The 13,965-nt window shown below is 31.6% G+C and carries 12 protein-coding genes; 3 read left to right on the top strand and 9 right to left on the bottom strand.

Annotated elements, in window-relative coordinates:
* Window positions 1–3 precede the first annotated feature (3 nt).
* Together ABD715_RS12795 and ABD715_RS12790 are read left to right on the top strand one after the other, a co-directional pair.
* Entirely contained in the window at window positions 4–951 is a 948-nt protein-coding gene (locus ABD715_RS12795; protein WP_344788653.1) for an NAD(P)H-dependent flavin oxidoreductase, read from the top strand.
* 141 nt (window positions 952–1,092) lie between these two features.
* Entirely contained in the window at window positions 1,093–2,277 is a 1,185-nt protein-coding gene (locus ABD715_RS12790) for an MFS transporter (protein ID WP_344788652.1), read from the top strand.
* 1 nt (window position 2,278) lies between these two features.
* On the opposite strand, the gene ABD715_RS12785 is transcribed toward ABD715_RS12790, so the two are convergent.
* From ABD715_RS12785 to ABD715_RS12750, 8 genes are all read right to left on the bottom strand, one after another.
* Window positions 2,279–2,938 carry a 3'-5' exonuclease gene (locus ABD715_RS12785; protein WP_344788651.1) on the bottom strand — a complete coding sequence of 220 codons (660 nt, stop codon included), beginning with the start codon at window positions 2,936–2,938 and terminating at the stop codon, window positions 2,279–2,281.
* 1 nt (window position 2,939) lies between these two features.
* Window positions 2,940–4,856 (bottom strand): DUF294 nucleotidyltransferase-like domain-containing protein, encoded by a 1,917-nt coding sequence (locus tag ABD715_RS12780; RefSeq protein WP_344788650.1) that lies wholly within the window; start codon window positions 4,854–4,856, stop codon window positions 2,940–2,942.
* A 49-nt stretch (window positions 4,857–4,905) separates the two neighbouring features.
* Window positions 4,906–5,520, bottom strand: coding sequence for a fumarylacetoacetate hydrolase family protein (locus ABD715_RS12775; RefSeq protein WP_344788649.1), 615 nt, complete (start codon window positions 5,518–5,520; stop codon window positions 4,906–4,908).
* A gap of 359 nt (window positions 5,521–5,879) precedes the next feature.
* Window positions 5,880–6,989, bottom strand: coding sequence for an alpha/beta fold hydrolase (locus ABD715_RS12770; protein ID WP_344788648.1), 1,110 nt, complete (start codon window positions 6,987–6,989; stop codon window positions 5,880–5,882).
* Between the two features lie 56 nt (window positions 6,990–7,045).
* On the bottom strand, window positions 7,046–8,221 hold the full coding sequence (locus ABD715_RS12765) for a DmpA family aminopeptidase (RefSeq protein WP_344788647.1): 1,176 nt from the start codon (window positions 8,219–8,221) through the stop codon (window positions 7,046–7,048).
* Window positions 8,222–8,666: 445 nt separating this feature from the next.
* Complete coding sequence (locus ABD715_RS12760; RefSeq protein ID WP_344788646.1) at window positions 8,667–9,161, bottom strand: hypothetical protein; 495 nt, start codon at window positions 9,159–9,161, stop codon at window positions 8,667–8,669.
* On the bottom strand, window positions 9,154–10,941 hold the full coding sequence (locus tag ABD715_RS12755; RefSeq protein WP_344788645.1) for a hypothetical protein: 1,788 nt from the start codon (window positions 10,939–10,941) through the stop codon (window positions 9,154–9,156). Before ABD715_RS12755 ends, ABD715_RS12760 begins: the two co-directional genes overlap by 8 nt.
* A gap of 550 nt (window positions 10,942–11,491) precedes the next feature.
* Window positions 11,492–12,406 (bottom strand): LysR family transcriptional regulator, encoded by a 915-nt coding sequence (locus ABD715_RS12750; protein ID WP_344788644.1) that lies wholly within the window; start codon window positions 12,404–12,406, stop codon window positions 11,492–11,494.
* A 92-nt stretch (window positions 12,407–12,498) separates the two neighbouring features.
* On the opposite strand from ABD715_RS12750, the gene ABD715_RS12745 reads away from it, so the two are divergent.
* Window positions 12,499–13,086 (top strand): NAD(P)H-dependent oxidoreductase, encoded by a 588-nt coding sequence (locus ABD715_RS12745; RefSeq protein ID WP_344788643.1) that lies wholly within the window; start codon window positions 12,499–12,501, stop codon window positions 13,084–13,086.
* Between the two features lie 129 nt (window positions 13,087–13,215).
* On the opposite strand, the gene ABD715_RS12740 is transcribed toward ABD715_RS12745, so the two are convergent.
* Window positions 13,216–13,872, bottom strand: coding sequence for a YceI family protein (locus ABD715_RS12740; protein WP_344788641.1), 657 nt, complete (start codon window positions 13,870–13,872; stop codon window positions 13,216–13,218).
* Window positions 13,873–13,965: the final 93 nt, after the last annotated feature.

The following is a 13,965-nucleotide window of genomic DNA, read 5'->3' as shown; positions in this document are numbered from 1 at the left end:
GTTATGTCGACTAAAATCACTCAAATTCTAAATATAAAATATCCTGTAATTCAAGCGCCAATGTTTTTAGTATCTAATACCTCTATGGTTATAGAAGCTATGAAGGGCGGTATTGCTGGTTGTATTCCTGCATTAAATTACAGAACTCTAGATGAATTGAGAGCTGCTTTAAAAGAGTTAAAAGAAGCCAAAGTAGAAGGCGGATCTTTTGGTTTTAATTTAATAGTTAACAAATCTAATTTAAAATATAAAGATCAATTAGCTGTAATATGTCAAGAAGGCTGCGATTTTATTATTACATCTTTAGGTAGTCCAGAAGAAACCATTAATCAAGCCCATAAGGCAGGTATTAAAGTGTTTTGCGATGTTACCGATTTAAAATTTGCACAAAAGGTAGAAGCTTTAGGTGCAGATGCAGCCATAGCTGTAAATAATCAAGCAGGTGGACATCGTGGAGATAAATCGCCAGAAGATTTAATAAAAGAATTGGTTGCCAATTGTAATATTCCAATAATCTCTGCTGGAGGTGTAGGTTGCAAAGCAGATATAGATAAAATGCTAGGCTATGGGGCAGAAGGAGTTTCTGTTGGAAGTCCGTTTATAGCATCTATTGAGGCTGGTGTTACCAACGAGTATAAACAGGCTTGTGTAGATTATGGAGCAAAAGATATTGTGATGACTGAGCGTATTTCTGGCACACCTTGTACAGTAATAAAAACCCCTTATGTAGAAAAAATTGGTACTAAGCAAACTTGGTTAGAGTCTGTATTAAACAAAAACAGAAAACTAAAAAAGTGGGTTAAAATGATTCGTTTTTCTATAGGTATGAATGCTACTAAAAATGCAGCAACCAAGGCAACTTATAAAACCGTTTGGGTAGCTGGGCCTAGTATAGAGTATACAACAGAAATATTGCCTGTAAAAAAAATTGTAGAGAAATTGGTTGGTTAGTTTTATGTAATATAAAAAGGCTACCTAAATTTATAATGTTAAATTGTTAAGAGTATTACATCTTTTTATAAAGAGTAATTTGTTTTATGCTGAATTACAATAATTATGAATATTTTTGATGCATACTTTTAATAACAAGCAATGAAAACCTATAAACGAATTCTTATAATTATTGTGTTTTCTCAGTTTTGTTGCACCACGCTTTGGTTTGCAAGTAATGCAGTTATAAATCAATTAATTAGTAATTTTAATTTAAGCCATAATGCTTTAGGGCATTTAACATCGGCTGTTAACTTTGGTTTTATTATTGGTACTTTGGTGTATGCTATTTTTAATTTTGCAGATCGGTTTTCGCCATCGCGTGTGTTTTTTGTAAGTGCAGTTATAGCGTCGCTTTTTAACTTGGCTTGTATTCTAGATTTTAATACATTGTCTACTTTACTGTCTTATCGCTTTGGCACTGGTTTTTTTCTGGCAGGTATTTATCCTGTGGGCATGAAAATAGCAGCAGATTATAGCGAAGCAGGCTTAGGCAAAGCACTTGGATTTTTAGTTGGTGCTTTGGTATTAGGCACTGCATCTCCTCATATTTTAAACGAATTTAGCAGTGCGTTTTCTTGGAAGTTGGTTTTTATTTTAACATCTATTTTAGCTTTATTAGGTGGGGCTTTAATGCAGTTTTTAGTGCCAAACGGACCCTATAGAAAACCTATTGCAAAAACAGATGTAAAAGCTTTTATAACTGTTTTTAAAAATACAGATTTACGAAAAGCTGCTTTTGGATACTTTGGACATATGTGGGAACTTTTTGGTTTCTGGGCTTTTATTCCTGTTATGTTAGTTTCTTTTAATACAGCTAATCCTGCTGCAGAATTAAATGTACCTGTATTATCTTTTACTATTATAGCTATGGGTACCATAGCTAGTATTGTTGGAGGTTACATATCAGAAAAAAAAGGTGTAAAAAACACAGCGCTTTTTGCTTTGGCAGCTTCTTTTTTATGTTGTTTACTTTCGCCTTTATTTTTTAGGTCGCAATCTGTATTTGCTTTTGTAATCTTTATGTGTTTCTGGGGCATGGTTGTTATTACAGATTCTCCAATGTTTTCTACACTTGTGGCAAACAGTGTATCGGCAAAAAACAAAGGAACAGCTATAACCATAGTAAATTGTATTGGCTTTGCTATAAGTATTATTAGTATTCAAATAACATCATTGCTAATAGATCTTGTTAGCTCTAGTTATGTGTATATGTTTTTAGCACTTGGCCCCTTGTTTGGTCTTTTAGCATTTAAAATAAAGAAGTTGAATAAACAGAAAGTTTAATTTACTTCATTAAATAATTCCAACTTAGTTCGTTCTTTTTGCTTAATCTAGAAGATATTTTTAAAAAAACCATAGCAGTAATAAGAGCGTCTCCGCTAGCGGTATGTCTATCTACCATATTAACATTTAGCTCTTTACATAGCTCGTCTAGCGAGTAGTTTTTTAGGTTTTCTTGGTATATTATATGTTTTGATTTTTTGTAAAGATATCCAGTATCTATAAACTTATTTTTTAATTTGCCTAAACCATGGCGTTGTAACATGGCATTAACCATATTATAATCGAACATGGCATGGTGTGCAATTAAAACATCATTCTTTATATAATTTAAAAAGAGCTTAATGGCTTCTAGCTCTTCTACTTTTTTTAAAGAGCCCGTTTTCATTAACCCATGAATTTTAACCGTTTCAGCCTTAAAAACATCTTGTTTTATATAAAGTTCAAAGCTTTTATTTACATGTATGGTTTTATTTGTTAGCGATACAGCACCAATAGAAAGTATTCTATCTAGTTTTTTATCAAAACCGGTAGTTTCGGTATCAAAAGCAATAAATCTAGAGGCTTCAATAGTGTTTTTTGTTTCGTTTTCAAAACAAGCCAAGTAATCTAACCAAAAATCGGGGTAATTTTTCTTCTTTTTACGAAACCAATTAAACTTCATTTTACATTACATTTTTTAAATCGAAACGAAATTTTAACGATTCTTGAATTTCGTTTATGGGTTTAAAGCAGCGTCTTAGCTTTAGTTTTTCTTCTTTTGTTAAAGAGGCTAGTTCAATAAATTTACCAGAGTTATCGTGCAGTAAGCCTTGTTTGGTTCTAAATTTAAGTAAGGCTTTAAAAGCATAGGCACAAGAGTCGAATAATTCTTTATTATTAGGTTCTAATTCTGCCAGTTTCTCAAAACGCTCGTAAGTACTATTTACACCTTTTATTTGCTTACTTAGTGTTAATAAACGAGCTGCATCTATTAATGGCATTAACGCTTTACTTTTTATGTTAAATAAATCTTTTTGATCGCCATTTTGCTCTACCAAAAATTGTTTAAAAAAGCCTAGAGGTGGCGGACTTTTAAGCGCATCTTTACCTAAAAACCTAAAAAATACTGTTGTATTTTTTACAGATTCGTAAATGGTATCTGTTAGCGTGTCAACAAGAGATTTATCACCATAAATGTAATTATAATCAAAGAAAATAGACGAAAGTAAAATGGCTTTTTCATTAGGGTTAAAAATCCAATCTTTAAATTGGGCTTGCCATTCAGACACAGATTTGCACCACTCTGTATTACTCGCCATCATATCGGCTTCGCAATACTCAAACCCAACCTTATTCAGGGTTTTGGTAACATGTCTGGCTAATTCTAAAAAGTAATCTTTGGTTTTTTTGTAATCAGTTTCATCAACATCATCAAAAATAAGCGCGTTGTCTTGATCTGTAAAAAGCAATTGTTCCTTTCTGCCTTGGCTACCTAAAGACATCCACGAAAAAGCAACAGGAGGCTTTGTGCTCATTTTTTTTATGCCCAAATCTATAGCACGCACATTAACAGCATCGTTAATTTTAGAAATAATGGTTACAACATGCGAAATTGGTATATTTTGTTCTAAATAACTTTTTAATAGTGTATTGGCTTTAAGTCTCGCTTTTCTTAGCGATCTTGTGGTTTTGGCACGTTTTATTTCTTTTAAAATTACAGACGGACTATTACCTAGCGTTACTAAAATATCGTGGTGTGTTAAAATACCAATTAATTTAGAGTTTGGTGTGCCATCTCTAGTAATGCATAAGTGGCCAATACTATGTTGTATCATTACCAATTGTGCATTGGCAACCGTAATATCTTTTTTTTCTGTAATAACAGGCGAAGACATAATATTAGTAACAGCTGTTTCTATAGAGAATTTACCAGTCGCAATTTTATTTTTAATATCACTATTTGTAACAATACCAACGGGATGCTTTTCTGTATTTACAACAATAATACATCCAATTTTATGTTCGCACATTTTTAAAGCAGCATCTTTTAGCGATACATTATCTAAACATGTAATAGGCGATTTTGTGTAGTCGGCTGTCTGAAAATTGCCAATATCTTGTGTTGTATTTGGTAAATAATCAACAAAAATCTTTCCGTTTTCTTCTGCAGTATAAGGGTCGTAAGTATTACTAGCAAAAGCAGTAATTAGGTATTTGTAAACCTTAACGTTATTATGTGTAACCGATTTAAAAATCTCTACCGGAATAGCATAAATTATAGATTCTTCGTTTGCGGTAGCAGTAAGTTTGTAGTTTTCTTGGGCAATAAGAGGTCTTACTCCAAAAATATCGCCAGCATCATTAATACCAACAATATGTTTGGCAGTATTTGTGTTGTGATATAAGTTTACAGCACCATTTCTAACAATATAAAAGTGCTCATGAAATCCGTCTCCTTTATTAAATAGCGCATCACCTTTTTCAAGGTAAATAATGTCAACTTGAGTAGCAATTTTTAATAAGCTTTTAGTTTCTATCATATTAAACGGTGGAAACTGTTTTAAAAAGTCTGCCACACGTTCTGCAATCGAGTTTTTCATAAAAATAAAGTACTTAGCCTATTAAAAATTACCAACCTCAAATATGTATTTATATCATTTTAAAATCTAATAATAATTCACCTTCAATAGATGCTTGTAAGTGGTCGCCTTTAAACGTTTGTCCAGCGCCTACAGCAGGAGTTCCTGTAAAAATTAAGTCGCCAGGTTTTAGGGTCATAAAAGTAGAAACAAAGCTAATAATTTCTGCAAAATTGTAAATAATATAGCTTGTGTTACCCACTTGTTTTTGCTCTCCATTAATAAGTAAATCGAAATTAATATTATTTAAATCAGGAAAAGCAGACACTGGTTTAAAGCTGGAAATAGGCGAAGCTCCATCAAAACCTTTAGCCAAAGCCCATGGTTGTTTCTTTTCTCTGCTTGCAGTAAGTACATCTTTAGCAGTATAATCTATACCAATTCCAATTTCAGATATGTAAGAGTTTGCATCTTCTAGAGCAATATCTTTCCCCGTTTTTCCTATTTTTACAACCAGCTCTACTTCGTAAATTAGTTGGTTGGTAATAGACGGAAACTCAACGTCTTTATTATCTGTAACTAAAGTAGTTTCTGGTTTTGTAAATATAAGCTGCACATCATTTTTCAATCCGCTAATTTCAGCTTTATCGCTTACGTAGTTTTTACCAATGCCAATTACTTTCATAATATTGTTTGTGTTTTAATTTGTTGTTTAGTGACTAATTTTAGATGCTAAAAGTAATGAATAAAGTGCTTTTTAGAGATGTTTTTAGTAATAATATTTGGGCATTACCCGAAAAGGGTCGGGCTTTACATTACTAGTTTTGGCTCGAAGCTGCAGCTCGCCAAAAGCTAACCATTGCAATCCCTAATGCAAAAAAAATAGTAAGTGTTTTATTTAATTTTTGCATGTCTATTTTGGTATATTTAAATTTATCTTTTTTACAAAAGTCAAATCTAAAAAAACGTTAACCTACTAAATGTCCAGATCTTAGTGTTAGTAATGTTTTTCGCTATTTTTAAATACATTGTTGCATTTAGTTGTTATTTTTTTAGTATTTCATTGATATATATTGAGCGATATTTTTCTGGATATTCTACCTGTACACCGTGCGTTCCATTTTCAAATAAAAACCATTTTTTAGATGGTGCAATAATAGAATCAAAATACATCTTTGCTACAGGTGTTTCGGTAAAATGGTCATTGTCTCCTTGTAATATATAAACGGGCACTTTCAATTCTGGTACATCACGCATTAAATTTATGCTGATAGCAGTAGATTCTAAAATTTTAGCTGCAGGGTAGTAGGATTCTGGACTATTTATCATATCAGTAAATTTTTCTTTAAACGTCAACCCATTATCTAAAAACATACTTTTAATAAAGTTAAAGTCGGTTTCTAGTTTTATTGGCGCATACTTCATTACAATTTGGCGTTCTATTTTAAAGGCTTCACTTACTGAGTTTTTTGAGTTTTTAACATAAGGTGGTCTTCCAATTTGTTTTAATTGATTGATTGAAACGGTATCATTATGTTTTTGTGATTCTGACATTGCAAACTCGTAAGACAACTCTTCTGAAAGTGATAGATTCGCCATAAGGCCACTACCAATATAGGCGTGGTATAATTCAGGTTGTTTTTTTACCATATAAGCTGCTACCGCAGTTCCCCACGATAAACCTTCGATGTAAATTTTATCTTTTTTAAAAGTCTTTTTTAAGTAATTCGAAAGTTCTAAACCATCATCTACTATATGGTTTAAGGTAATAGACGAATTTGGTATACTGTCATTATAAGCTAGTCCAGAGCCTCTTTGTTCCCAATAACATACTGTAAATATATCTTCTAAATCAATTCCTGAGAGTTTGTAAACTACAGGCAAAATTGGTGCGCCTGGTCCTCCGTGAACTATTAGTAACACAGGATTGGTTTTGTCTTTTCCTCTAATGGTAATTCTTTGTGGCACTCCATTTAAGGTTATATTCTCGTGTGTAGCTATGCTATTTGCAAGTACATTACCCTTTTTGTCTAAAAATGGTTCTTGGTTTCCAGAACTATTAATTCGTATTATTAGTAATACAATTATAATAAATGTAATAATTGCTCCTAGTAAAACCAAAATCCACTTTCCTATTTTCTTTATTATTTTCATATGTTCTTTAATTGGTTTTGTGGTTCTTTTATTATTACAACTGGTGTTGTATTATGTTATTCTTTTATACGGTTATATTTTTTTAAGGTATTAATAAGTAAATCGTGAGGTAAAGCATAGGCTTTGTTTCCATTAATTCCTTCCATAGTTTCTGCTGCTACCATTGCATTAATAATTGCTTCTTCTACAGCTTGAACAGTTGCTTCAAAAACAGGCATTAACTGGTCGTTAGGTAATGATTTAACTGTTGTGGTTTTATCTCGATTAAAAGCGTTTTTATTAGCAGTTGAGAATGCCAAAAAAATATCGCCAGAACCATTACTTCCTCGTCCGCCAACAATTCCAACACCTAACGGAATTCTTTGAGCTACTCTTTTTAATTGAAGAGGCAAAAGAGGTACATCTGTTGCTATAATTACTATAATTGATCCATCTCCTTCTTGTCTTCTTGATTTTGGTGGCGCATTAAATTTATAGTTTAAAGTGTCTTTTAATTCAGCCCCAATTGGAACTCCGGCTATTGATAAGTTTCTTTTGGCTCCGAAATTGGATTGTACAATTGCTCCAACGGTATATGCCGAATCCTTAATTTTAAAAACTCTAGAAGACGTTCCTGTTCCTCCTTTATAGCCCAAACACATCATTCCTGTTCCTCCACCAACATTTCCTTCAGCAATCTTTCCACTTGATGTGTTTTCTATAGCTTCTAATACGTGCTTTTCTTTGACGTGAAAACCATATATGTCATTTAGAAAACCATCATAAGTTTCTGCTACTACAGGATAGGTATACCACCAGTTTTCTCCATTATACCAATCTGTATCTACATACCATTTTAATACAGCGTCTCGAACAACACCAACACTATTGGTGTTTGTAATCATAATGGGCGTTTCTAAAAAACCAGATTCGGTAACCCAAGTTGTGCCCGTCATTTCTCCATTTCCGTTAAGACTATACCAATTTGCATAAACTGGACTAAATTTTTTAGCCTTTCCTCTCGGAAATATAGCTGTAACTCCTGTTCTTATAGGGCCTTTGCCAATAATATTTTCTCCTTCTCCAGAAATTATAGTGCTATAACCTACTTCAACTCCTTTTACATCTGTAATTGCATTAAATTCTCCTGTTTCACCTATAAAAGGAATACCTAAATCTCTTGCTCTTGGTTTTTGAGCATAAGATTGAGAATAAATTAGGGATACTAAAAAAATAATAAATACTCTTTTCATGTTGCTTGTTTTTAATGTGTTACAACCTTTAAGTATAAGGAAAGTTGAGTGTTTGCGTAACGAGGATTTTCCGCAAGAAAATGAGAAGTAAGCAAAGCAAATTACAAGCGTTAGGATTAAAGCTTAAAAATAGTATTTTTTTTACAAATTACTATAAAGTGGTTTTATTTTTTTAAGATTTTTATTACTTTTTAATATGCGTTTTACTATTTCTTCTATAATTTTCTTTTTTAATTATAGAGTAGAGGCGTGTTTTGTTTTTATTCCGCTAAAATTGCGTACTGATTTTTTTGAGCGATCCCTGCTGTATAACGTGTTGGTATATGAAAAGTAGCAGATTTATGGGTGCCTGTTTTCGGATTTGAAAAATGATAACGGAAAAGGACTAAACTTATGATTTAGCCCTTAACTGCTATTTTTTATATACCGTGTTGTAGGCAGTATTTTATATTTCTATAAACGGTGTGTCACTCAAACGAACTTCATGTGCAACAAATTTTCTTTTTTTCTTTTCTGCAACATCAATTATATAAACAACAATTTTCAAACTCCTGCTATCTAAAACTTTCTTCATTTTATCTCCTTCTAGGTCTTTTGGATAAATAACAATCGCTTTATTTTTTCTTAAAAAACGCCTTGTAATTGTTTTTATATCAGCTTGCTTGTCAATATCCATATCTTCAAATGACACATACCTACTTTTAATAAGTAAAAAACTTCTTTGAATTCTTTTGTTAGGATTATTTTCGTTATATATATGTACATAGCTAGTGTCTTTAGTAACTGAGTTTATAGACATTATTCTTTTTTCTAATTGTTTAGAATAGTCAAAGTAAAAATATACCGTATCTTTTCCTTTTAATGTTTTATAATTTTGCCCATTTAGGGTACAAGCCAAAAAAATAAAGCATACCAATAAGTATTTAGCTTTTTTAATCATTACAATTATTTTTTGTTACGCCTTCCGCATTAGTACCAGAATAGAAGTTATATTTATCGAATTCTAAAGTATGGTTTTTAATATTATTTTTGAAAACGGTTGTTTCGTTTAAACCGTCCATAGCTAAATATTTAAAGAAATCATTCCAATTAAAAGGCTCTGATGCATTTGTAACAGAATTATAAAAAGCATCTGCTTCCGCCTGTGTTTGGTGCTGTTCACTAATCAAGTCATTTTTTAATTGAGATATAATGTTTGCCATATTAGGAACTAAATTATTAAACATAAAATGGTGGTCGTCTTGGTTGGCAGGTTCATTAGAAAAAATGCAGCTTTTATTTTCTGAATATATTTGATTAATTAAATCATCAAGTTTCCATGCATTTATTTGTGTTAAGGTAATGGTTTCTTTACATTCCAATTGTTTTACATTTAGATAAGCGTGTATACATTCGTGCAAAATAGATTGAGCTATTTTAATGTCGGACCTAGCGCCATACCAATCTTTATTTAGTTTTATGGTTTGGTTTATTCCTATCACATTACCATTTGATACTAAATGAGATATTACTTGAGTGCTTGCTCCTTTTGTAGGTTCTAAATCTGTTGCGAATTCAAACTTTACATGTAGCCTTTCATTATCCTCAAAAACATTCTTGAATAGTTCTTTGAATTGTGGGCTTTTTAAAAGTTTATTATAAATGCATATAAATAGTGTCTTTTCATGTTCTGGGCTTGTTTCCGAAGGTTTAACAAGTTCTAAATCTACATTAAAAGGGGATGCAAAACTTTCCTCTAAATCTACTTTTTTATCTAACATCATATAGTCAATAGCACTTTTGGTAAACACTTTAGCTTCATCAGACCACATATTTGCCACTCCAAAATAATAGATTTCAAAAACAGTCGATGCATGACTGTTAATCCAGCTATCGTACAAAAGCGGTTTTAAGTTAAGTTCACTTTTTACGATATTTATCTGCATGAGCTCTTCGGCATCGAATGGCGATGGTGTTGGTGAGGTTTTCGAGCCACCTGTACCTCCATAAGTTGTACCGCCAATAGTTACTGTGGCAGTACCATCTGAACTGTTGTAGGTTTTTGTGTCACCGTTATCATAATAAACAGTTTCGCATTCTCTTGAATCTAGAACATAGCCATATACGTCTTCAAAGGTGTTACTTTCCGCATCTCTCATTCTGGAATCAATTATTCGCCATTCATAAGTGTATATACAGCGATAGTAGGACATTGTTCTTGCAAATAGTGAATTGAAAGCCAGGTCGATGGGTTTTATGGAGGTTTTCAATGACAAAGAAGTTAAATCTTTGGTTTTATACTCGTTAGCTGAGTAATCGTACTTTACTAAATAGGCATCGTATTCACCTTGGTCATTTAGTTCAAAAAGTACATTGGTCATCTTTTCGTCTGCACCCTGAACCAATGGGAAGGTATAGGAATGGTAATCGCCATATTCAATATAGGTTGCAGAATCGGTATATACCGTGAAGTCGTATTCTTTGTTATGGATGCTTTTACCAGAGTATTTAGCGGATTTGTTTTCTGAGAGATTGTCTTTAAATTCTTTTAGCTTTGAAACGAGCTTAGAATTTTTCTCAATATTTTCTTTTGAATAATACTTAAGGGTAAATGTCGGTTCTTGGTTTTCAACCTGTAAGGGCTCTTCTAAGGTATTTTCCTTTTCGCAGTTGGTCAGTAAAAGTCCTATTGCTAATAATGTCAATCCAAATTTGAGTAAGTTTTTCAGTTTGTTTTTCATGCGTTCCGTTGTTTAAAGTTAATGATTAATTTTCAATGTGTTAGCATATTGCCTACAACAACAGTATAACCACAACAGTAATAAGTACTAAAGTTTTAATCTGTACGAAAATACTATAATTGACAGAGAAAGCAAGATTTTACCTATTTTAATTATAGAGGTTAATAATCAGCTATGAAAACAATAAGTTCTCAATTTTCCTGCCATCTAAATATCTTACACGTTTATAGGTGTATTCTTCAAAAAAAAACTACTTTATCTATTATAATAAAAACTAAGTAGTATTTATTCTAGAGTTGTTGGTATTAGGGTTAAAATTATCATCGTAATACGAAATAGTCATCATATCCATAATATCGTTTCTAATCCATTTATTAGAATTTATTGCTTAGCCACCCGCTTTCGTCTTCCTGTAAAAGCTATAGCTCCCTATTAATAATTTTTAACGATTTTCTTTTCTGTGGTAACCGCATAAAATGTATTACAACGAGTGCCTTTTTTTTGTAAATAAAAAGTAAATAAGTTGTAAGCAGAAAACACTTTAAGCAGGCTAAAGTGTGTGTTTTTTCATTTTTGTTTTAAAAATGGTTTTAAGTATGTTTAACTCCTTTTTATATTTTAAGTCGGTTCTAGAAGCAAAATACAAGGTGTTACTTGTTTTAACTCTTCCTTCCCAAATCAGTTTAACTTCTTTTTTAGCTATAATATCCTCACATAAAAAATCGGGAACCAAGGCAAGTCCTTTGTCATTACTTAAACACCTAATTATAGAGCTTATATTTGGTAAAATATAATTTGGCTTAAAAGCAGGGCGTTTATTAAAATTTTCGAACCAAAACCGTCTAAAATGTTCCATATCGTTGGATGCGCTATACCATGTGTTTAATTGAAATTCTGTTTCTAAAACTTTCCAGTTTTTTGCTTGTAAATAGGTGTTAATTTTTGAGGTATCTGTATTAATGCCAGCAATTAAAATAATGCGTTCTTCAGAAAAAGCAGTGTATTCTACAAGCGATTTTTTCTCTATATGCTGTCTAGGTGTTATAACTAAATCTAGAATACCGTTGTTTAAATCTTTAATTAAATCAGAATGCGATCCAAACTTGGCTACTAAATCGAAATTTAATTTAGGTATTTCAGGCTCAATAACATGCTGAAACATTTCAGAACACATACCAATATGCAACGATGGATTTTTTTCTTGCGTTGTTTTTTTAAAATGCTGTTCTGCTATTTCTAGCGTTTTTATAGCCTCAATAATGTATTCGTATAAAAATTTACCATCTTCTGTAGGTATCATTTTTCTAGAAGTACGCTCAAATAATTTTTTTCCAACATAAGCTTCTAGGGCATTTAAATGAACACTTACGCCTGGTTGCGAGGCATACAGCGCAACCGATGCTTTTGTTAAAGTACCATTTTCGTAAATAGCTTTAAACGTTCTATACCATTCTAAATTAATCATGCTATTAAAATTTTAATACAAAGGTATTGTTTGTATTATTTTTATAATACATAAATCGCAATTACTTTTGTATAAAATTTATAATACTTAATATGAAAAATATATTTATAATTAATGGCGGACATCCTTTTGCACATTCTGGAGGTAAGTTTAACCAAACACTTTTTAATACCTCAATAGCTTATTTTGAAGGGGTAGAAGGTTTTTTGGTTAAATCGACGCAAGTAGGAGAAGAATACGACCCTAAAGAAGAAGTCGAGAAATTTAAATGGGCAGATTTAATTATATATCACACTCCAATTTGGTGGTTTCAATTACCTTTTGGTTTTAAAAAATATATAGATGTTGTTTTTACTCAAGGCCACGAAAATGGACTGTATAAAAATGATGGAAGAAGTAGATTAAACCCCGAAATAAACTATGGTACAGGAGGTTTAATGCATGGCAAAAAATATATATTAACAACAAGTTGGAATGCTCCAAAAACTGCATTTACCATCGAAGGTGAGTTTTTCGATCAAAAAAGTGTAGACGATGGTGTTATGTTTGGTTTTCATAAAATGAACACATTTACAGGCTTAGAGTTATTGGCAACACATCATTTTCACGACATAGAAAAAAATGCAGATGTACCTTTAGAATTAAAACAGTATAATACATTTTTAAATGGTATTATTTAGTTGGTAAATGGTAGTTTAAATATGAGTAACTATTGGTTTAAGACCGAGTAATTAACATTAATTTTAAATAAAAGCATAAAAAAACCACTTTGAGAAAACAAAGTGGTTTTAATAAATTAACTGTTTTAATTAAGCCTTAGCAGCTTTAACTGTAATTTTTAATTCGATATCGTCATTAATAAACTTATCGCCTAAATCTCCAAAAACAGATTTAGATTTATATTTAATATCCCATTTTGTTCTATCAATAGTAAACGTTTCACTAGTTAAAGTTAATCCGTTAGCATCGTTAGTTACAGAAACAGGAAAAGTAATATTATGCTTTATCCCTTTTATAGATAAGTTACCAGAAAGCATAGTTTTTCCTTCGGCAACTGTAGATCCTGTAATTTCGAATGCAGCATTAGGGTGTGCTTCAACATCAAAAAAATCAGCATCCTTTAAATGTCCAAGTAATTTTCCATTCATTTTGTCATCAGCGGGAATATCTTCAACAACAATAGATCCCATGTTAATTAAAAAAGAACCACTTTCTATTTTATCTCCATTGGCCGATAAAACACCATTCTCTATTTTTATAGTTCCATTATGCGATCCACCTGGTTTATTGCCTTTCCATTGTATAGAAGATGCAGCAGCGTCTGCAATATACTTTTGCGAAGCAGAGGCCTCTGTTTTAACTTCTTGAACTTCTGCTGTAGTGGCTTCTTTAGCCTTATCTTTACAGCTAACAGTAGCAATTGTTAATGCTGCTAAAGTAAAAATTGTTGTAATGCGTTTTTTCATTTTTAGGAGTTTTTGTTATTAACCGATAAAATTATAAAATATGTAGCAGTAATATGTTAAAATAAAAATAAAAAAAAATAATGACATTATGAC

The organism is Postechiella marina (assembly GCF_039538365.1).
Taxonomy (GTDB): Bacteria; Bacteroidota; Bacteroidia; order Flavobacteriales; family Flavobacteriaceae; genus Postechiella; species Postechiella marina.
Note: the sequence above shows the minus strand (reverse complement) of the source record. Positions and strands in the feature narration are given on the sequence as shown.